This is a genomic window from Bradyrhizobium viridifuturi (genome assembly GCF_001238275.1).
GTDB classification, from domain to species: domain Bacteria; phylum Pseudomonadota; class Alphaproteobacteria; order Rhizobiales; family Xanthobacteraceae; genus Bradyrhizobium; species Bradyrhizobium viridifuturi.
The window spans coordinates 1-18740 of record NZ_LGTB01000020.1 but is presented as its reverse complement, the minus strand read 5'-3'; the positions used below and the strand labels follow the sequence as shown (position 1 = coordinate 18740).

The 18740-nt window shown below is 62.8% G+C and carries 19 protein-coding genes and 2 pseudogenes; 16 read left to right on the top strand and 5 right to left on the bottom strand.

What is annotated here, in order from left to right:
- Positions 1 to 59: 59 nt before the first annotated feature.
- Positions 60 to 1157: an LLM class flavin-dependent oxidoreductase gene (locus tag ALC15_RS19115; RefSeq protein WP_050628589.1), complete on the bottom strand. Its 1098-nt coding sequence runs from the start codon at positions 1155 to 1157 to the stop codon at positions 60 to 62.
- Between the two features lie 168 nt (positions 1158 to 1325).
- On the opposite strand from ALC15_RS19115, the gene ALC15_RS19110 reads away from it, so the two are divergent.
- The 9 genes and pseudogenes from ALC15_RS19110 (at position 1326) to ALC15_RS19075 (ending at position 9805) form a co-directional block, all read left to right on the top strand.
- Entirely contained in the window at positions 1326 to 2207 is an 882-nt protein-coding gene (locus tag ALC15_RS19110) for an FAD binding domain-containing protein (protein ID WP_050628588.1), read from the top strand.
- Positions 2204 to 2689 (top strand): (2Fe-2S)-binding protein, encoded by a 486-nt coding sequence (locus tag ALC15_RS19105; RefSeq protein WP_050628587.1) that lies wholly within the window; start codon positions 2204 to 2206, stop codon positions 2687 to 2689. The genes ALC15_RS19110 and ALC15_RS19105 overlap by 4 nt, the downstream gene beginning before the upstream one ends.
- Positions 2686 to 3863 (top strand): annotated as a pseudogene (locus tag ALC15_RS47940) (xanthine dehydrogenase family protein molybdopterin-binding subunit); the annotation flags it as partial. The gene ALC15_RS19105 and the pseudogene ALC15_RS47940, both read left to right, overlap by 4 nt.
- Positions 3864 to 3890: 27 nt before the next feature.
- Positions 3891 to 5075, top strand: coding sequence for a xanthine dehydrogenase family protein molybdopterin-binding subunit (locus tag ALC15_RS47935; RefSeq protein ID WP_430649181.1), 1185 nt, complete (start codon positions 3891 to 3893; stop codon positions 5073 to 5075).
- A 68-nt stretch (positions 5076 to 5143) separates the two neighbouring features.
- Complete coding sequence (locus ALC15_RS19095; protein ID WP_050628586.1) at positions 5144 to 6397, top strand: ABC transporter substrate-binding protein; 1254 nt, start codon at positions 5144 to 5146, stop codon at positions 6395 to 6397.
- Between the two features lie 53 nt (positions 6398 to 6450).
- Positions 6451 to 7335, top strand: coding sequence for a branched-chain amino acid ABC transporter permease (locus tag ALC15_RS19090; RefSeq protein ID WP_050628585.1), 885 nt, complete (start codon positions 6451 to 6453; stop codon positions 7333 to 7335).
- A gap of 7 nt (positions 7336 to 7342) precedes the next feature.
- A complete protein-coding gene (locus ALC15_RS19085) occupies positions 7343 to 8329 on the top strand; it encodes a branched-chain amino acid ABC transporter permease (RefSeq protein ID WP_050628584.1) in 987 nt (328 codons plus the stop codon).
- Positions 8326 to 9096 (top strand): ABC transporter ATP-binding protein, encoded by a 771-nt coding sequence (locus ALC15_RS19080; protein WP_050628583.1) that lies wholly within the window; start codon positions 8326 to 8328, stop codon positions 9094 to 9096. The genes ALC15_RS19085 and ALC15_RS19080 overlap by 4 nt, the downstream gene beginning before the upstream one ends.
- A 4-nt stretch (positions 9097 to 9100) precedes the next feature.
- Positions 9101 to 9805: an ABC transporter ATP-binding protein gene (locus ALC15_RS19075; RefSeq protein WP_050628582.1), complete on the top strand. Its 705-nt coding sequence runs from the start codon at positions 9101 to 9103 to the stop codon at positions 9803 to 9805.
- Positions 9806 to 9851: 46 nt separating this feature from the next.
- Here the strand turns inward: ALC15_RS19075 and ALC15_RS19070 are convergent, their stop codons facing one another.
- The gene (locus ALC15_RS19070) at positions 9852 to 11114 is read right to left on the bottom strand and encodes a zinc-dependent alcohol dehydrogenase (protein WP_244486151.1); all 1263 of its coding nucleotides are present in this window, start codon (positions 11112 to 11114) and stop codon (positions 9852 to 9854) included.
- A gap of 76 nt (positions 11115 to 11190) precedes the next feature.
- Between ALC15_RS19070 and ALC15_RS19065 the strand changes: the two genes are divergently transcribed.
- The 7 genes from ALC15_RS19065 to ALC15_RS19035 all read left to right on the top strand — a co-directional run bounded on the left by ALC15_RS19065 (position 11191) and on the right by ALC15_RS19035 (position 17170).
- Positions 11191 to 12198, top strand: coding sequence for an ABC transporter substrate-binding protein (locus tag ALC15_RS19065; RefSeq protein WP_050628580.1), 1008 nt, complete (start codon positions 11191 to 11193; stop codon positions 12196 to 12198).
- 37 nt (positions 12199 to 12235) lie between these two features.
- Entirely contained in the window at positions 12236 to 13051 is an 816-nt protein-coding gene (locus tag ALC15_RS19060) for an ABC transporter permease (protein WP_050628579.1), read from the top strand.
- Positions 13052 to 13055: 4 nt separating this feature from the next.
- A complete protein-coding gene (locus tag ALC15_RS19055; RefSeq protein WP_050628578.1) occupies positions 13056 to 13841 on the top strand; it encodes an ABC transporter permease in 786 nt (261 codons plus the stop codon).
- Positions 13838 to 14896, top strand: a complete 1059-nt coding sequence (locus ALC15_RS19050) for an ABC transporter ATP-binding protein (RefSeq protein WP_050628577.1) — start codon at positions 13838 to 13840, stop codon at positions 14894 to 14896. Before ALC15_RS19055 ends, ALC15_RS19050 begins: the two co-directional genes overlap by 4 nt.
- Before the next feature lie 9 nt (positions 14897 to 14905).
- Positions 14906 to 15745 (top strand): phosphodiesterase, encoded by an 840-nt coding sequence (locus ALC15_RS19045; RefSeq protein ID WP_050628576.1) that lies wholly within the window; start codon positions 14906 to 14908, stop codon positions 15743 to 15745.
- A 280-nt stretch (positions 15746 to 16025) separates the two neighbouring features.
- Positions 16026 to 16763, top strand: coding sequence for a Crp/Fnr family transcriptional regulator (locus ALC15_RS19040; RefSeq protein ID WP_050628575.1), 738 nt, complete (start codon positions 16026 to 16028; stop codon positions 16761 to 16763).
- Positions 16764 to 16870: 107 nt separating this feature from the next.
- Positions 16871 to 17170 carry a hypothetical protein gene (locus ALC15_RS19035; RefSeq protein WP_128089536.1) on the top strand — a complete coding sequence of 100 codons (300 nt, stop codon included), beginning with the start codon at positions 16871 to 16873 and terminating at the stop codon, positions 17168 to 17170.
- A gap of 72 nt (positions 17171 to 17242) precedes the next feature.
- On the opposite strand, the gene ALC15_RS19030 is transcribed toward ALC15_RS19035, so the two are convergent.
- The 3 genes and pseudogenes from ALC15_RS19030 to ALC15_RS19025 all read right to left on the bottom strand — a co-directional run.
- A complete protein-coding gene (locus tag ALC15_RS19030) occupies positions 17243 to 18172 on the bottom strand; it encodes an amidohydrolase family protein (protein ID WP_244486150.1) in 930 nt (309 codons plus the stop codon).
- 110 nt (positions 18173 to 18282) lie between these two features.
- Positions 18283 to 18336, bottom strand: a pseudogene (locus tag ALC15_RS46315) (twin-arginine translocation signal domain-containing protein); the annotation flags it as partial.
- Positions 18337 to 18440: 104 nt separating this feature from the next.
- Positions 18441 to 18740 (bottom strand): Bug family tripartite tricarboxylate transporter substrate binding protein (locus ALC15_RS19025; protein ID WP_249762040.1); only part of this gene is annotated, 300 nt, incomplete at its 5' end.

Sequence of the window (18740 nt, the reverse complement as noted above, 5' to 3'; positions counted from 1 at the left end):
CGGCCGGTCGACCTGTGCTGGTACGGAATGCGATCAGTGAAAGCCACGTCAAAACTCCTTCACGTCGATGCGCCGGCGCCGGCGGCATTGATACGCGGCAAGACCTTCTCGGCCATCAGGATCATCGATTGGCGGCCAAGCTCGCGATCCTTCCAGTCCTTCCCGGCATAGAGCAAGGTTCCGAAGGGGCCGATCTCCTGCTGGAAAGACAGCAGCTGGTCGGCCACACTTTCGGGTGTGCCGTGGATGATGAGCTTGTCGCAAATCGATTCCAGCGTCACCTCCGCGTCGGGCTGGTCCCGACGTGTCTTGAACAACTCGAGCCGGCCGCCGCGTTTCAGCTTCGTGAACAGCTGATGATAGTAATACACATAGGGACCGTCGGGTGCCGTCGCATAAGCCCTCGCGGTGGCGGCGTCCTTTGCCACGAACACGCTCTTGGCGACGCGCCAATTGGCAGGGTCGACTGTCCGGTTCATGCGCTCGCATCCCTCGACGTATTTGGGCCAGTGACTCTTCACCCAGGCAGGCATCAGGAAGTTTGCTGAGATCGGATCCCAGCCGCGAGCAGCGGCCTCCGTGACGCCTTTCGAGAACGGCGCGACCGCGGTCACCACGATCGGCGGGTGAGGGGTCTGCAAAGGGCGAGCCACGATTCCCTGGCCGATATCCTCAATCAGAGTCCTTCTGACCGAGACATTCCAGTATTTGCCCTGCAAATCATAGGGCGGCTTTCCTGCCCAGATTTCCAGAACCTGATTGATCGCCTCGAGGAACATGGCATTGCGGTCGGCGTCGAGATTGCCGAAAATCTCCGCGTCGGACAGCAATCCGCCGGGGCTTATTCCAAATATGAACCGGCCATCAAGCATGTGATCGAGCATGGCGATCGACGCAGCGACCGCTGCCGGGTGGGTGTTCGGCATGTTGACGGTGCCGGTCCCAAGCTTGATCTGTTTGGTTGCGGCTGCGAGCCACGCAATAAACGCGATGCTGGAGGTGATGTTCTCGGCCTTGTCGGTGACATGCTCGCCGACATACGCCTCCGTGAACCCGAGCTCATCAGCAAGCAGGAAGGCTTCCCGATCCTCCCGCAGCGATTGCCGCCAGTCCTTGTCGAGAGGATGGATCGGCATCGTAAAGAACCCGAGCTTCATGATCCGCCTCGCTGCGCGTTGAACTTTAGTTGGCAAGGAACCTGCGGCCTTCCCAAGGCGAAGACAAGCCCTGACGCACAAATAATCACTCGATAAACAAGCTTGACCTTTGAGCAGGGCGGCCTTCTAATCTGACAAACGAAAATTGGGCCGGGAGGCCACGCCCACATGAAAGCTGCGGCTTTCGCCTACGCCCGCGCGACCAGTGTCGTGAATGCGCTCGAGTTGCTTGCCGTGCATGGCGACAAGGCGAAGGTTCTATCGGGTGGCCAGAGCTTGATGCCGGCGATGAACTTGCGGCTACTATCGCCGGAGATTCTGGTCGATATCGGCGGCCTCGCCGAGTTGCGCGGCATTGCGATGAGGGGAGACGTCCTCGTCGTTGGCGCGCTGACCCGGCATGTCGACCTGCTCAGATCGCCGGAGATTGCGCTGCACGCACCGCTGTTGCGGCATGCCGTCAGCCACGTTGCCCATCCTGCTATTCGCAACCGCGGAACGATTGGCGGTAGCCTCGCTCACGCCGATCCCGCGTCGGAGTTGCCGGCCTGTGTTGTTGCGCTTGACGCCACGATCGTTGCTCGCGGTCCGACAGGCGAGCGGCGGATTGCTGCGACCGAACTTTTCAAGGGAATCTACGAAACTGCGCTGGCACGGGATGAATTGCTTGTCGCGGTCGAGGTACCGGTCCCAGGCCAGGGCTCGACGTTCTTCTTTCAGGAATATGCCCGGCGGCACGGTGACTATGCCATCGTCGGTCTTGCCGCGCGTGCTGTCGTCGCAGATGGCAAGTTCACGGATCTTCGGCTCGGCTTCTTTGCGGTTGGCGACCGCCCCTTGCTGGCAGCCGCCGCCGGCAAGCTGATCGATGTATCCGTGACTCCCGCGTTACTCGCAGAGGTTACGACAGCGCTCACCCGCGAACTCGACCCGCAGGAGGATCAGCAGGCGAGCCCCACGATGCGCCGACATCTCGCCGCAATCCTGCTCCGGCGCTGCGTGGCCGCATTGCTCGCGCGGCCCGAACTGGAAACGGGAGCGACGGCGTGAGCGCTCCGGTATCGGTTTCGCTTCTGGTCAACGGCGAGCCCATCGACGCCTTTGTCTTGCCGCGGCTCAATCTCGCGGATTTCCTTCGGGAGAATCTGAAGCTGACCGGAACGCATGTTGGTTGCGAGCACGGCGTCTGCGGCGCCTGCACCGTCCGGATCGATGGCGAGATCGTTCGCTCCTGCCTGATGCTGGCGGTCCAGGCGCAAGGCGCGTCGGTCGAAACCATCGAGGGGGTGTCCGACAGCGGTGAAATCGCCGACCTTCAGGCGGCATTCCGCGAACGCAATGCGTTGCAGTGTGGCTACTGCACACCTGGGATGCTGATGACGGCGCAGGATCTGCTGAAGCATACGCCCGAGCCTGATCGGCAAGCGATCCGAGAGCATCTCTCCGGAAATTATTGCCGCTGCACCGGCTATCAGGCCATCGTGGACGCTGTGGAGGCGACCGCCAAGACGCGTGCGGAGCGGCGGGCATGACAGTGACCCGTGCGCCAGCAGAGACGCTTTCGGTGCTCGATCGCCCGAATTCCTACATCGGCAAGACGGTGCCGCGGCCGAACCTCGACAGGTTGCTGCAGGGGCGTGGACAATACGTCAGTGATCTGGAACTGCCGCGCATGGCGCATGCGGTCTTCCTGCGGTCGCCATACGCCCATGCCAGAATCGTGGCGATCGATGCCGACGCGGCGCGACGTATGTCCGGCGTCATTGCCATCGTGACAGGTCGGGAACTCGAATCTGTCATCACGCCGTGGGTCGGCGTACTCTCGCATCTGAAGGGACTGAAGTCGGCGCCGCAGCACGCGATCGCGGTCGACCGGGTCTGCTGGCAGGGTGAAGCGGTCGCGGCGGTTGTCGCAACCAGCCGCGCGGCGGCCGAAGATGCAATGGAACAGATTGCCGTTGACTACGAGGAGCTCGAGGCGGTCACGGACATGCGCACTGCGCTCGATCCGGCAACGCCTGTCATCCACGCCGCGCTTGGTGACAATCTTGCCTTTGAACGGACACTCGATGCCGGTGACGTCGACCACGCATTATCGGAATCCGAAGTCGTCGAGGCCGATTTCATCTTCGGGCGCCACACTGGCGTGACGCTTGAGCCGCGTGCCGTGGTTGCCGACTGGAATGCCGCCGAGGCGCGGCTCACGATCTATCAGGGCACGCAGCGCCGCACATGGTGCAGAACATCGCAGCCCTGCATCTCGGGCTGAACGAAGCGCAGATCCGGGTGGTCTGCAAGGATGTCGGCGGGTCGTTCGGCATCAAGGTTCACATCTACGCCGACGAAATGGCGACATACGCACTGTCGAAGCTGTTGCGCCGGCCGGTCAAATTCGTGGCTGACCGTATCGAAAGCTTCAACACGGACATTCATGCCCGCGATCATCGATGCCGGGGGCGGATAGGCGTCAAACCGGATGGTACCATCACGGCCTTCGAGATCGACGACCTGACGGGGATCGGTCCCTATTCGATGTATCCGCGCACCAGCGCCATCGAGGCCAATCAGGTGGTCAACCTGGTCGGCGGGCCATATGTCACGCCGAACTACCGGGCCCGGGCGCGTGTCGTCTTCCAGAACAAGAACGTGATGTGCCAGTACCGGGCGGTCGGACACCCGATTGCCTGTTCGGTCACCGAAGGCCTGGTCGACCTTGCCGCGGCGAAGATCGGCATGGATCCCGTCGAGATTCGCCGGCGCAACCTGATCGCCGACGATGCCTATCCCTGTGCATCCCCCTCGGGCATGAAGTTCGAGCAGCTCTCGCATCATGCTTCGTTGGCCAAGCTGCTTCAGATGATGGACTACGACGCATTGCGTGCCGAGCAGGCAGCCTTGCGAGCCCACAACATCTATCGGGGCATCGGACTAGCCAGCTTCATCGAGGTCACCAATCCCAGTGCCGCCTTTTACGGTGTCGGCGGCGCGAAAATCTCCTCGCAGGATGGCGTTGCGGTTCGGCTCGACGCGCAGGGCTCGGTCATTTGCCAGACCAGCATCACGGAGCAGGGGCAGGGGTCCGAGTCGCTGACTGCCCAGATCGTCGGCAGCGTGCTCGGCGTCTCGATGGACCGGGTCCGGGTGACCCTGGGCGACACCGACAATACGCCCTATGGCGGCGGCACCTGGGCCTCGCGCGGCGCCGGCATCGGCGGCGAAGCCGCGTTGCAGGCGGCCAAGGCGCTGCGCCGGAACATTCTGGATGTCGCCGCGGCCATCCTGCAAACGACACCGGCCGGGCTCGATATCGTCAACAACAGTATCGTCAATGCCGACGACGGGGGGCCGCGGATCGAGCTGAACGAGCTGGCGCGGATCGTGTATTTTCGGCCGGACACGCTCCCGCCAGGCATCCGGCCTGAGTTGATGGCGACCCGACATTTCGTACCGCGGCAATATCCCTTCGCGTTCACCAATGGCGTTCAGGCCTCGTGGCTTCAGGTCGACACCGAGACCGGGTTCGTGAAGCTGCTGAAGCACTGGGTTATCGAAGATTGCGGCACCATCATCAACCCGCAACTGGTCGACGAACAGATCCGGGGTGGGGTCGTGCAGGGGCTCGGGGCGGCGCTGTTTGAAAAGTGTATCTATGACGAACGTGGTCAGCTGACCAACGCCAACATGGCGGACTATTTGGTCCCGATGTCTGGCGAGATGCCTGATATCGAGGTCGGCCACGTGGTATCGCCGACGCAGGAAACCGAGCTGGGAGCCAAAGGCGCGGGCGAGGCGGGCACAGCCGGCGCCGCAGCCGCGGTTGCCAACGCGGTCAATGATGCGCTGCGGCCGTTCGGCGCAACAATTACCGAGATTCCGCTCACGCCTCAGGTTATCCTGACGGCCTTGGGACGAATCTGAGGTGGAGACGTTCCAGGCAAAGACAAGACGATAAGCAAAACACAGACAGTTCTTGGGGAGGAATAGTCATGACGAAGAAGGTCGCCAAAGCCGGATCGATATCGCGGCGTCGTCTGCTGACAACGGCAAGCGCCGGCGCCGTTCTCGCCGTCTCACCGTTTCGCATCAATCTGCTGCAGGCCGAGGAAGCACCGATCAAGATCGGCTTCCCCGTTCCCTTGACCGGTCCCTATGGCGCCGAAGCGCAGGACCAGGTGCGGGCCGGTCAGCTGGCCGTCGCCCAGTTCAATGATGCCGGCGGCCTCAACGGCCGCAAGGCCGAGCTCGTCGTGCGCGACGACAAGCTCAATCCCGGTGAAGCGGCGACGCGGACATTGGAGCTGGTCGAGAAGGAGAAGGTGAATTTCGTCGTCGGCAGTCTGTCGGCGGCGGTTCAGCTCGCGATCAACAACGTCACCAAGGAACGCGGCGTCATCTTCAATTCGATCAGCCAGTCGGATGCCATCAATGAGGCGGCGGACTTCAGCAAGTTCACCTTCCACGAAGCACTGAACCCGCACATGACCTCAGGCGCGGTCGGCCGCTATGCCTTTGCCAAGTTCGGCAAGAAGGTTGCGTTCCTCACGGCAGACTACGCCTATGGTCATGAGATGGTTCGCGGCTTCCTCGAGGTTGGCAAGGAATTCAACATCGAGAACCTCGGCGACATCCGCCATCCCTTGGGAACGACCGACTTCTCCACGCTGCTGCCGCGTCTTCAGGCGCTCAAGCCCGATATCCTTTGCATCAGCAATTTCGGTCGCGACCAGCAGATCGCGCTGAAGCAGGCAACTGACTTCGGCATCAAGAAATCGATCCAGATCATTGCGCCACTGCTTTCGCATGCCAGCCGCGTCGCGGCCGGACCCCAGGCATTCGAGGGCGTCGTCGGCGGCTGCTCGTTCTATTGGGGGATCGAGGACAAGTTCGCCTCGACCAAGGCGTTCAACGACGCATTCCGCAAGATGTACGACGGCAAGTTGCCGACCGACTACGGTGCGCTCGGCTATGGCGGCGTGCGGACCGTGCTCGAGGCGGTCAAGGGTGCCGGCAGTGTCGAGACCGACAAGGTCGTCGCGGCATTGGAAGCGCTCAAGTATGACTACTACAAGGGACCGCAATACTATCGCAAATGCGACCACCAGTCGGTGCAATCGGTGCTGGTGATCAAGTCGAAGTCCAAGGACATGAAGAACGAGTCCGATGTGTTCGAGGTCCTGTCGACCGAAGAACCCAACGAAAAGTACCTGCGCACCTGCGAGGCGCTCGGTCATAAGAGCTGAGCCGTGCGCCGGCGCGCGCCGCACGGCGGTGCGCGTCGTGCCGAGGGGGACAAATGGCGGGCTTGAGCTTTGACCTGATCGCGCTGCAACTGTTTGCCGGGTTGGCGCTCGGCGCGATCTACGTGCTGTTTGCGATCGGCCTCTCGCTGATCTTCGGGATGTTGACGGTCGTCAACTTCGCCCACGGCGCCTTCTACATGGTCGGCGCCTATGTCGGACTCTATCTGATCTCGATCGGGGGCAATTTCTGGACTTGCCTCATAGCTGTGCCGATCGTGATCGGACTGTTCGGCCTTGCCGTCGAGCGCGTGCTGATCCGGCCGCTTTACGGCCGCGGCATCGATTATCCGCTGCTCCTGACCTTCGGGCTGAGCTACGTGATGGTCGAATGCGTGCGCATTGCCTTTGGCAAGACCGGATATCCGTTCGACACGCCGGAGGTTCTGCAGGGCGCCGTCGACATTGGTGTCGGCTATTTTCCGCTCTACCGCCTGTTCGTCATTGGCGCGACGGCCGTCGTTCTGCTGGCACTCTGGCTGTTCCTCGAGAAGACCAGCTTCGGGCTGATTATCCGCGCCGGCGCGCGCGACCCGCAGATCGTCCGTGTCCTTGGCGTCGATGTTTCCAGGGTCTGGTTGATCGTGTTCGGGATAGGCACGGCGATCGCGGGATTTGCCGGCCTGCTGGCTGCCCCGCTTCAAGGCGTCATTCCGGAGATGGGCGGCACGATCCTCGCCGAGGCCTTCGTGGTGACGGTTGTTGGAGGGATGGGGTCGATCGGCGGCGCCGTATTGGCGGGCCTGCTGGTCGGCGTGGTGGTCAGCATGACCTCGTTGTTTGCACCCGAGATGGCCAAGGTATCGATCTTTGCGCTGATGGCGATCGTCCTGATCGTTCGTCCGCAGGGCTTCTTTGGCCGCGCCGGATTGATGAGCTGAGCCCGGCATGACCGACGCGACCGAATCCATCAAGGAGCCCCATACCACGACGGTCAGCTGGTACGAGTTCGCCACGCGGCACCGCGCCAGCATTGCAGCCGCGGTGATCCTTGTTTTCCCGTTGCTGATGCCGTTCACGGCTCTTGCGGTGAACATCCTGATCTATGGGTTGTACGCTCTCGGCTTCAACCTCGTGTTTGGTTATCTGGGCCTTCTGTCGTTCGGTCATGCGGCGTTGTTCGGGACCGGTGCCTACCTCTGCGGCATTGCCATCGTGCACCTCGGCTGGCCATGGTATGCGGCGATCGCGGCCGGGGTTGCTGGCGGCCTGTTGATGGCGCTGGTGATTGGCGTGCTCGCGATCAGAACCCGCGGCATCTACTTCGCCATGGTGACAATGGCGCTGTCGCAATGTGTCTACTACCTCTTCTATCAGGCGGTTGACCTGACCGGGGGCGAGAACGGGCTTCGCGGCATCAACGTCCGCACCATCGATCTGTTTGGCCTACGGATCGATTTCATCAACCCGATGATCCGGTATTACGTGATTGCGGCGTTCGTCATCGCCGCCTTCTTCGTGATGTCGCGCATTCTGGCCTCGCCATTCGGTGCCGTCATTGAAGCGGTGCGGGAGAACGAGATGCGGGCCCGGGCGTCGGGCTATGACGTCACCCTGACGCGATTGCTGACCTTCGTCCTGTCAGGCGGCTTCTGCGGCCTCGCCGGCGCCTTGCAGGCGCTGCACTTGTCGATCGTTCCGATCGAGATCCTGCACTACGAGACCTCGGGCCTTGTCGTGATGATCGCCCTGCTCGGCGGGATGGGGACATTCTTCGGGCCGATGATCGGCGCCGCGGTCTTCCTGGTCCTGGAGAACATCGTCTCGGTCTGGACCGTTCACTGGCAGTTAATCGTTGGCGCAATCTTCATTGCATGCGTGCTGTTCTTCCCGGCCGGCATCTGGGGCACGCTGATCGCGCGGGGCAAGCGATGACGGCTGCAGCAGGCCAAGCCAGCGAGATCATCCTGCGCACCCGGGGCGTCGGCAAGACGTTCGGGAAGTTCGTCGCGCTCAACAACATCTCGGCCGAGTTTTCCAGAGGGGCGATCACCTCAATCATCGGTCCGAACGGGGCCGGAAAGAGCACCTATTTCAACTTGCTGTGCGGTGCCTTTCCGCCGACGAAGGGCAGTGTCGAGTTTGAGGGCAGGGACGTCACCGGCCTGCCGCAGCACCGCTTCGCTCACATGGGGATCGCAAAGTCCTTCCAGATCACGAGCGTGTTTCCGCAGCTCACGACGCGTGAGAACATCCGCGTCGGCTTGCAGGCACTGGTGTCGCGATACGACATCTGGCGTCCGCGTGCGCGCCTGACCGAGCTGGTCGAGCGGGCGGACGAGCTATTGGCACTGGTCGGGTTGTGGGAATCCCGGGAACGTGCCGCCAAGACGCTGGCACATGGCGAGCAGCGGGCGTTGGAGATCGGCATGGCGCTTGCGAGCCGGCCTCGCTTGCTGCTGCTCGACGAGCCCACAGCCGGCATGAGCCCGGAAGAAACCCGGACCATGATGGATCTGATCGTGAAACTTGCCAAGGAGCGCACGGTCATCCTTGTCGAGCACAAGATGAAGCTGGTGCTCGGGATCAGTGATCGCATCCTCGTGCTGCACCACGGAGAACTGCTTGCCGAGGGAACGCCACAGGAGGTCCGGCAGAACGAGGCGGTGAAGCGTGTCTATCTCGGCCAGCGGGAGCACTGACGGGATGCTTCAGGTCAGCAAGCTCAATGCCTGGTATGGTGCAAGCCACGCCTTGCAGGACATCAGTCTCGAGGTGACCAAGGGCGAGATTGTTTGCCTGATCGGCCGCAATGGAGCCGGCAAGACCACAACGCTGAAATCGATCATGGGCCTGATGGGGCGGACGCGCGGTTCGGTGACCTTCAAGGGCGAAGAGCTGCTGAACCGGCCGGCGCACGTGCGTTTCGCGTTGGGGCTCGCCTATGTTCCCGAAGAGCGGCGGATCGTGCAGGGACTGTCGGTGCGAGAAAATTTGCGGCTTGGCCTGGTGGCATCAAAGCAAAAGAAGCGCGAGGCCGAACTGATCGACGAGATCGCATCGATATTCCCGCGACTGGCCGAGCGTATGGAGCAGGAGGCGGTCACGATGTCCGGCGGCGAGCAGCAGATGCTGGCGATCGCGCGGGCAATGATCGCAAAACCCGCCCTGATCATGCTGGATGAGCCGTCGGAGGGCATCATGCCCGTGCTGGTCGACGAGATGTTCGAGCTGTTCCGCAACATGAAGGCGCAGGGAACGACGGTGCTGCTGGTCGAGCAGAATGTCGAGCTTGCACTCGGTATCGCCGATCGAGCCTATGTGCTGGATCAAGGCTCGGTGGTGCACCAGGCCTCGGCGCAGGCGCTGCTCGCCGACGACGAGATCAAGGAGCGCTACTGCTCGGTGTGAGCAGGCGTTCCAGGTAGCGCTCCTGCGCGCAGCCCCGATCGGACCGCTACTCGGCAGCGCGCGCGGTCGCGCCAGCCTTTCGATTGGTCACGACGACCTTGATCGCATCGTCGACACGATCCCGCGCATATCTCAGCGCCGTCGGCAGGTCGGCCAGCGGAAACGTATGCGTGTGGATCCTGGTGGCGTCGAACCGCTTCGCTGCCATCAGCTCCATGGCGCGGTGAGTGGCACTGCGGCCTTCGCCGCGGATGCCGTAGGCATAGATGTTGTTTCGCACCAGATGTGCGATGTCCAGCGTCGCGGCCTCGTGCGGGAAGGCGGCAAGACAGATCTTGCCGCCGCGATTCGTCATATGGATCGCCTGGTTGAGTGTCGCTTCGGTGCCGGCACATTCGACGACATAGTCAGCACCGATCCCCCCTGTTAGTTGCCTCACGACGTCAACGGCATCCTCGTCGTTGATATTGACAACGCGGTCGGCCCCCAGCTCCTTGCCGATTGCCAACCGCTTGTGGCGCGTTCCCGTCAGGATGACCGGGCTCGCGCCTAGCGCCTTGGCCACCGCCACTGCGAGCAGTCCGATCGGCCCCGGGCCGATCACCACGACGCTCTCGCCGGCCACCAATCCCCCCAATTCCGTCAAGCCATACATCGATGTCCCGGCGGTCACCACGAGCGTCGCTTCGGCATCGCTCATGGTATCCGGGACGCGCGCCAGCGTGTTGATGTGGTTCACCGCATACTCCGCGAATCCGCCGTCGGTCGTGAAGCCGTTGGCGCGGTGTCCCTTCTCCGGCTTTCCATAGTTGAGACAGGACGTGTACATGCCCTGGCGGCAGCGTTTGCATTGGCCGCAGCCGGCATGGATCTCCACACTGACCCGCTCGCCGATCCTGAACTCGTCGACTTCAGGGCCGAGCGCGGCGACCGTGCCCATGTACTCGTGACCCGGCGTGAAGTTCTTGTTGAAGGGCAGGCCCCCCTGAATGCTTGCCGGCGACCCGGCATGGATGATCTCGAGGTCGGTGGCGCAGATCGCAACTGCGTCGATACGCACCAGCACTTCGGCACGCGACGGGATCGGCGTGGGCTTCTCGGAAAGATGGAGCTGGTCGCGGTCACCGAGGACCCAGGCTTTCATCAGATCGGGGACGGGAAGGTCGGGCGATGTCTTGACGCCGGGCGGCTGGTACATGGGCGCTTCCTCTTTTGGCTGGCAGCCTAGCGCGAAACGCCGTGCTGCCGCGAGCATCCGGTGGCCGGCACGCTCCAATTGCTGCATGGCAGCAAGCGTGTCGCAAAACATTCATACGCGGCCTATACTTGGTCGCTCCGTTGATGTTGAAATCCTCATTGCATCCTCGTCCAGACCGGAGCCTCCCATGAAGACCGTCCGCCTTGTCCTTGCGTTGCTGGCGCTGACACTGCTCGCGCCGTGGCAATCCGCCAAGGCGGCCGACGTGATCTGCTACAATTGCCCGCCGGAATGGGCCGATTGGGCCTCGATGCTGAAGGCGATCAAGGCGGACCTCAACTACGATATCCCGCATGACAACAAGAACTCCGGCCAGGCGCTGGCCCAGATCCTGGCCGAGAAGAGCAATCCGGTCGGCGATATCGGCTATTTCGGCGTCACCTTCGGCATGAAGGCCAAGACGCAGGACGCGCTCGAGCCCTACAAGCCGGCGCATTGGGATCAGGTCCCCGCCGGCCTCAAGGATCCGGATGGCTATTGGACCACGATTCACTCCGGCACGCTCGGCCTGTTCGTGAACAAGGATGCGCTCGGCGGCAAGCCGGTGCCGGCCTGCTGGAAGGACCTGCTGAAGCCCGACTACAAGGGCATGGTCGGCTATCTCGACCCGTCCTCGGCGGCGGTGGGCTATGTCGGCGCGGTCGCCGTCAATCTGGCGTTGGGCGGCTCGCCGACCAATTTCGATCCGGCGATCACCTTCTTCAAGGAACTGCGCAAGAACGATCCGATCGTGCCCAAGCAGACGTCCTATGCCCGCGTCGTCTCCGGTGAGATGCCGATCCTGTTCGACTACGACTTCAACGCCTACCGCGCGAAGTACTCGGAAAAGGGCAACTTCGAGTTTGTGATTCCCTGCGAGGGCTCGGTGGTGTTTCCCTATGTCGTCGGTCTCGTGAAGAACGCGCCCGACAAGGAGAAGGCCAAGAAGGTGATGGACTATCTCCTGTCCGACAAAGGGCAGGCGATCTGGACCAACGCCTATCTCCGTCCGGCCCGCCCGATCGAACTGCCGGCATCCGTGAAGGGCAAATTCCTCCCCGACAGCGACTATGCCCGCGCCAAGAGCGTCGACTGGGGCGAGATGGAAAACGTGCAAAAAGCCTTCGTCGACCGCTATCTCGCCGAGGTTCGCTGAGGCAATATGGTGCCCTTCGCGGGGCACCACTCTTCCGATGTCGCAAAAGTCCTTTGTCTGGCTCTGCCTGCTGCCGCTTGCGGTCGTGACCACGGCATTCTTCCTGTTGCCGATGGCACGGCTGGTGGTTGCGGGCGCCGAGGGGCCGCACGGGCTCGCCGGATATCTCGCCATCCTGACGGAAGGCCGCTATCGCGCGACATTGATCAACACCGTGCTGCTCGCAGCGGCAACCACGATCGTCACGCTGATCGTGGCGACCATTGCCGGGATGTTCCTGCAGCGGCACCGCTTTCCCGGGCGGGCCGTGCTGATCGCGATGCTGACTTTTCCGCTCGCCTTCCCCGGCGTGGTGGTCGGTTTCATGATCATCCTGCTGGCTGGGCGGCAGGGATTGATCGGCGATCTGTCGAACCGGATGTTCGGCGAGAAGTTCGTGTTCGCCTACTCGATCTACGGGCTCTTCCTCGGTTATCTCTATTTCTCGATTCCGCGCGTGATCCTCACCATCATGGCGGCCGTGCAGAAGCTCGATGTCGGGCTGGAGGAGGCCGCGCGCTCGCTTGGCGCAAGCCCCTGGGCGGTGCAGCGCGACGTCGTGCTGCCGGCGCTGGCGCCGGCTTTCGTTGCGTCCGGCGCGATCGCGTTTGCCACCGCGATGGGGGCGTTCGGAACCGCCTTCACGCTGGCGACGAACATCGACGTGCTGCCGATGCTGATCTACACCGAGTTCACGCTGGCCGCCAATTTCGCGACGTCGGCGGCGCTGTCGGTGGGACTCGGCCTGATCACTTGGTTTATCCTGGCGCTCGCCCGCACGTTCAGCGGCAGCGCAGTCGCAGCGGCCGGGTGAACGCATGCGCGATCGCCTGATCTTCACCGGCCAGTTCATCTTCACGCTGCTCGTCGCGGCCTTCCTGGTGGTGCCTGCCGGGCTTTCGATCTCCGCCGGCGTGACCGTCAATTATTTCAGGGGCATCCAGTCCGGCGTGACGCTGCAATGGGTCGCGCAGGTCTGGGAGCTCTATGCCGGCACCATTCTGCTCTCCTTCGTGATCGCGTTCGCAACCCTTGCCGTCACGCTGCTCGCCGGTGTCCCCGCGGCCTACGCGCTGCATGCGCGGGGAGGCCGGCTCGCCCGCATCGTCGAGGAGATCATCACGCTGCCGCTGGCGATCCCCGGGCTCGCGATCGCGCTGGCGCTGTTGCTCACCTATGGCAGCTTCGGCGACTTCCGCCGTTCCTGGCTGTTCATCCTGGTCGGCCATGTGATCTTCACCATGCCGTTCATGGTGCGCTCGGTCATGGCGGTGTTTGCGACCGTGGACATCAAGACGCTGGATGAGGGGGCAGCCTCGCTGGGTGCCTCGCCATGGCGGCGGTTCTGCGATGTCATCGTGCCGAACGCGCTGCCGGGAATTCTGGCCGGCGCATTGATGGTGGTCACATTGTCGCTCGGTGAATTCAACCTGACCTGGATGCTGCATACGCCATTGACGAAGACGCTGCCGATCGGGCTCGCCGACAGCTATGCCTCGATGCGGCTCGAAGTGGCTTCGGCCTACACGCTGATCTTCTTTGTGATGATCATTCCGCTCCTGGTCGCAATGCAGCTCTTGGCCGACAGGGACACCAAGCGATGAATACGGCGGGACACGGTGCAGCGGTGCGGATCGAGGCCTGCGGCAAGACCTTTGCCGACGGGACCCGCGCGCTCGATCCCGCAACGCTCGACATTGCGCGCGGCGAGACGCTGGTGCTGCTTGGCCCATCCGGATGCGGCAAGACCACGATGCTGCGCATCATTGCAGGTCTCGAACTGCCGGACGCCGGCGGCAAGGTGCTGTTCGACGGCAAGGATATGACCTCGGTCCCGATCGAGCGGCGCAATGTCGGGATGGTGTTTCAGTCCTACGCTTTGTTCCCCAACATGACGGTGGCGGACAATATCGCCTACGGGCTGAAGATCCGGGGTGTCCCCAGGGAGGAGCGTGCTGCGCGCGTTGCCGAACTGGTGGCTCTGACGAACATCACGGGCTTGGAGAACCGCCGTATCGACCAGCTCTCGGGCGGCCAGCGCCAGCGCGTCGCGCTGGCGCGTGCCGTCGCGATCCGGCCCGGCATATTGCTGCTTGATGAGCCGTTGACCGCGCTTGATGCCGCCTTGCGGGACCGGCTGCGGAGCGAGCTTAACCGGTTGTTGCGCGCACTCGGCATTACGACGATCTACGTCACGCATGACCAGGCCGAGGCGATGGAATTGGGCGATCGCATCGTGGTGATGCGGAAAGGTGCGATCGCCCAGATCGGCACGCCGCGCGAAGTCTATTTCGCGCCGAAGGATCGCTTTGTGGCCGAATTCATCGGAGCGGCGAACATCGTGGAAGCTCCGATCGAGAACGGCGTATTGGTGCTGCCCGGCGGGCGATTGCCGATCGAGGGTGGTGCGACGGCCGCGATTGCGACGGTCATGATCCGCCCCGAAACCATTCGCGTGACGAGCGCCGGGGCGGACGCGCTTTCGGGCGTCGTCGATTCCGTCAGCTTCATCGGCGACCGGCAGCGAATTGTCGTGAGCGGTGCATCGAGCAAGCCGCTTAATGTCGACGCGCCCAACACGATTCAAGCCAGGGCCGGTGATCGGGTCGGCCTGTCCATCGCGCCCGATGCGCTTCGTCTTCTGCCGTCCGAACCCTGAGATACATCGATGCCGTCGAAGCCCGTTCTCATCGCCCAGATATCCGATCTCCACATCAAGCCGCCGGGAACGTTGGCCTACGGCAGGGTCGATACCGCCAAGGCGCTCGAACGCTGCGTAGCTGATCTCAGCGCATTCGAGCCGGCGCCCGATTTCGTCGTCATCTCGGGTGATCTGGTCGATACGCCGTCGGTCGAGGAATACGATTATCTCAAGCGATTGCTCGCACCGCTGCGCCTGCCGTTTGCCGGGATTCCCGGCAATCACGACTCGCGGCACTGGATGCGCGAAGCGTTTCCGGCCGCGCCCTATGTTCGCGCGACGGGCCCGCTCGATCAGAAGATCGAGGTCGGCGGCATCGATCTCCTGCTGCTCGATTCAAGCGTGGCCGGCAAGCCCCACGGCATGCTCGAAGCGTCCACGTTGCAATGGCTGGATGAGGCGCTGGCGACCGCGGTCGACCGGCCGGCGCTGCTGTTCCTGCATCACCCGCCATTCAAGGGCGGCATCTGGCATATGGACCGGCAGGACCTCTTCAACGCCGACGAGTTGGCTGCCGTCGTCACGCGACACCCGCGTGCGCGGCTGATCGCATGCGGGCACGTCCACCGTGCCATGCTGACCACCTTCGCCGGGCTTCCCGTGACAATTTGCCCCGCGCCGAACCATGCGGTCGACCTGGACCTCGGGCAGCTTCGCGAACCGTCGTTCAAGGTGGAACCCCCTGCATTTCACTTGCACACGTGGTTTCCTGGGCAGGATTTTGGACAGTTGGTGACGCACCAGGTCCCCATCGGTCAGTTTGACGGGCCGCATCCGTTCTTTGGCCCGGACGGCAAACTGTTGTGAGTTGGCGGCGTTGCCCCTCCGACAGACGGGTTTTGCCGGGCGAGATCGTCGTTGCTGGACCGGATATTCCGGATCACGGGCAGCGGCTGCCTGCAATTGAGCGTTGCATAAGCACGCATTTATTCCAAATTGTACTTGGATGATTTCTAGCGGATCGGACCATTGGTTGCTGTAGGCCCGCGGTGGGGTTATAGTCCTTTCTGCTTTCATTGATCGATGGCTCTGTCGGCGTCGCGCTGTGGCGCGCCGATTGAACGCAACACAATCAGTCTGGATCACGATGACCGGTGCGCCGCCCATTGAACGAACTGCCGGCGCGCCGTCGTTTGCGAACAACAAGCTATCGGTGCTGCGCAAGCATCCCTATTTCGCCGATCTCGAGCCCGAGGCGTTCGATCAGCTCTGTCGTTACGCCAAGCACATCACGCTGAAGCGCGGGACGACGATCTTCTCCAAGGGCGATCCCGGCACCAGTCTGATCGCGGTGATCTCGGGTACGGTGAAGATCAGCATCTCTTCGCCGGATGGTCGCAACGCCATCCTGAACCTGATCGAGGCAGGCGAGATCTTCGGCGAGATCGCACTGCTCGACGGCCTGTCGCGGACTGCCGACGCCACCGCCAACACCAATTGCGAGCTGTTCGTCATCGACCGGCGCGAGTTCATTCCGTTCGTGCGCAGCCAGCCGTCGCTTGCGATGAAGTTCATCGAGCTGCTGTGCGCGCGGTTGCGCTGGACCAGCGACCAGGTCGAGCAGGTGATCCTGCAGGACCTGCCGGGCCGACTGGCGAGCGCGCTGCTGCGTCTCAGCGACAAGCACAAGCCGCAGGGGCGCACCATCTCGATCACCCAGCAGGAGATCAGCGAGATGGTCGGCATGACCCGCGAGAGCATCAACAAGCAGCTCCGCGCGTGGGCGACACGCGGTTGGGTCAGGCTCGAGCATGGCGCGATCGTCGTGCTGAAGCCCGAGTCGCTGCAGGCGCTGGTCGACGCCGGCGCTGACGACGCCGAGTAGCCGCGCCGGCTGCGGGGCAGTCCCGCGTTTCACGAAATGGTGAGCCGAACAAGGCCTGTGAAATCATTCACATCGGCCTTGCGTGCCCTGCGGTAAGTGAGCCCCGGGTGGATCACGTCCGCACTGTGGAGGAATCCATGCAGGGCTCTTTCGATAACCGGCAACAGGACCCGGAGAGTAATTATAGGAGCTTCAGCATCAAGCTGATCGCATTGCCGGTGCTCGTGATCGTTGCCTTGATCGGGATGCTGGTCAGTCACCCCGCGGCAGTCAAATGGATATCGGACGCGGCGCAAGCCGAGTTCGCCGGAACTGACGCCGTCGACTCTGACCCGCCGTCCAGCATTGCGCAGCCGGCGACAACGTCGCTGCCGCGCAACGAGATGCGGACCGTGAAGGCCAATTGATCGTTCTCGCCGTCGCCGTGCATGCGGGCGCGACAACGGCTGTTCAGATCGTTCAACGGTCCGCTGCCCTCCTCACGCGGCAACGCCGAGCAGCCTCGCTGCGGTGCGGCCGAGAATGTTCGCCTTGTCGTCGTCGCTCAGCGTCGAACAGGCGAAGATGTGGTCGACCGGTGCCAGTTGCCAGGGATAGGGATAGTCGCTCCCGAGCACGATCTGGCCGGCGCCGACCTGGGCGGCGAGATGCCGGATCGCCTCGGGCGTGAAGATCAGGGAGTCGAAGTAGATCTGCTTGAGATATTCGGTCGGCGCCTTCTGGAGCTTGACCTCCGGACTGCATCCCTTCGGTCCGACCAGGCAGGGATGATCCGAGCGATCGGCATAGGAGGGGAGGTAGCCGCCGCCATGCGCGGCAATGATCTTCAATCCCGGGAAGCGGTCGAGCGTGCCCTCGAAGATCAAATGCGAGAGCGCGATCGTGGTCTCGAGCGGATTGCCGATGGTATTGCCGAGCCAGCCATTGCCGGAGAGGCGCTTGCTGAGCTCGGGCACGCCCTGCGGATGGATGAACAAGGGGACGCCGAGTTCCTCGGCCTTGGCCCACACCGGATGAAACCTGGGATCTGAGAATTCGACCCCATCGACGACGCCGCCGATGGCCGCACCCTTCAGCCCCTGCTTCCTCACTGCTGTCTCCAGCTCCTGCACCGCAAGGTCCGGTGCCTGCAGTGTCAGCGAGGCGAAAGCCGCAAACCGGTCGGGTTTCGAGGCGCAGAGTTCGGCGAGCTTCTCGTTCTGGATCTTCACGATCTTGCCGGCGAGGTCGCGATCGCGGTCATACCAGAACGGATTGATCGAGAGCACCTCCATGTCGACGGCCTGTGCGTCCATCGCCGCCAGGCGCTTGTCGATCTCGATGAAGGCTTCCGCGGCGCCGTTGACCGGCGGCAGTTGATACTTTCCGGCGTCGGCGCCGAGCAGGCGCCCGCCTCGCGGAAGTGGCAATGCGAGTGAATGTCGATCGTCTTGACGCGTTTGCCGTCGACGCTGACCGGTAACTTCTGCCGCGATGGCTGTGCATTCGCGTTGTGGACGAGCCCGCAGCCGCAGAACACGATGCCTGCTGCCGCCGTCGCTCCCGCTTTCAGGAAATCACGCCTTGTGCTCATGACGATCGCCTCCCTAGTCTTTTTGTTATGGATGGCGAGCCTAGGGGATGACAGCTAGTGGTCGCAAGATCACACGCTTTGCGTGTCGCGCAATGTTGATCTGCTCAGACCGGCTTGATGCCGGCTTTTGCGATGATGTCGCGCCATTTCGGAACTTCATCCGCGATGCGCTTGCGCATGCCGTCGGGGCCGTTTGCCAGCACCTCGAATCCGTCGTTCCGCAGCTGGTCGGCGATCTCCGGCGTCTTCAGGATCGCAATCGATTTCGTCGACAGGAGCTCCACGATCGAGGAGGACGTATGCGCAGGCGCGAGGAAGCCCTGAAAGGTGTCGGAGACGAAATCCTTGTAGCCGAGCTCGATCATGGTCGGCACATCGGGCAAATCGAACCAGCGATGGGTTCC

Excerpts from the sequence above, each read along its gene's own strand:
- ALC15_RS19115 (WP_050628589.1), bottom strand. The coding sequence starts at position 1,157 with ATGAAGCTCGGGTTCTTTACGATGCCGATCCATCCTCTCGACAAGGAC.
- ALC15_RS19110 (WP_050628588.1), top strand. The coding sequence starts at position 1,326 with ATGAAAGCTGCGGCTTTCGCCTACGCCCGCGCGACCAGTGTCGTGAAT.
- ALC15_RS47935 (WP_430649181.1), top strand. The coding sequence starts at position 3,891 with ATGGATCCCGTCGAGATTCGCCGGCGCAACCTGATCGCCGACGATGCC.
- ALC15_RS19095 (WP_050628586.1), top strand. The coding sequence starts at position 5,144 with ATGACGAAGAAGGTCGCCAAAGCCGGATCGATATCGCGGCGTCGTCTG.
- ALC15_RS19090 (WP_050628585.1), top strand. The coding sequence starts at position 6,451 with ATGGCGGGCTTGAGCTTTGACCTGATCGCGCTGCAACTGTTTGCCGGG.
- ALC15_RS19085 (WP_050628584.1), top strand. The coding sequence starts at position 7,343 with ATGACCGACGCGACCGAATCCATCAAGGAGCCCCATACCACGACGGTC.
- ALC15_RS19080 (WP_050628583.1), top strand. The coding sequence starts at position 8,326 with ATGACGGCTGCAGCAGGCCAAGCCAGCGAGATCATCCTGCGCACCCGG.
- ALC15_RS19075 (WP_050628582.1), top strand. The coding sequence starts at position 9,101 with ATGCTTCAGGTCAGCAAGCTCAATGCCTGGTATGGTGCAAGCCACGCC.
- ALC15_RS19070 (WP_244486151.1), bottom strand. The coding sequence starts at position 11,114 with ATGTTTTGCGACACGCTTGCTGCCATGCAGCAATTGGAGCGTGCCGGC.
- ALC15_RS19065 (WP_050628580.1), top strand. The coding sequence starts at position 11,191 with ATGAAGACCGTCCGCCTTGTCCTTGCGTTGCTGGCGCTGACACTGCTC.
- ALC15_RS19060 (WP_050628579.1), top strand. The coding sequence starts at position 12,236 with ATGTCGCAAAAGTCCTTTGTCTGGCTCTGCCTGCTGCCGCTTGCGGTC.
- ALC15_RS19055 (WP_050628578.1), top strand. The coding sequence starts at position 13,056 with ATGCGCGATCGCCTGATCTTCACCGGCCAGTTCATCTTCACGCTGCTC.
- ALC15_RS19050 (WP_050628577.1), top strand. The coding sequence starts at position 13,838 with ATGAATACGGCGGGACACGGTGCAGCGGTGCGGATCGAGGCCTGCGGC.
- ALC15_RS19045 (WP_050628576.1), top strand. The coding sequence starts at position 14,906 with ATGCCGTCGAAGCCCGTTCTCATCGCCCAGATATCCGATCTCCACATC.
- ALC15_RS19040 (WP_050628575.1), top strand. The coding sequence starts at position 16,026 with ATGACCGGTGCGCCGCCCATTGAACGAACTGCCGGCGCGCCGTCGTTT.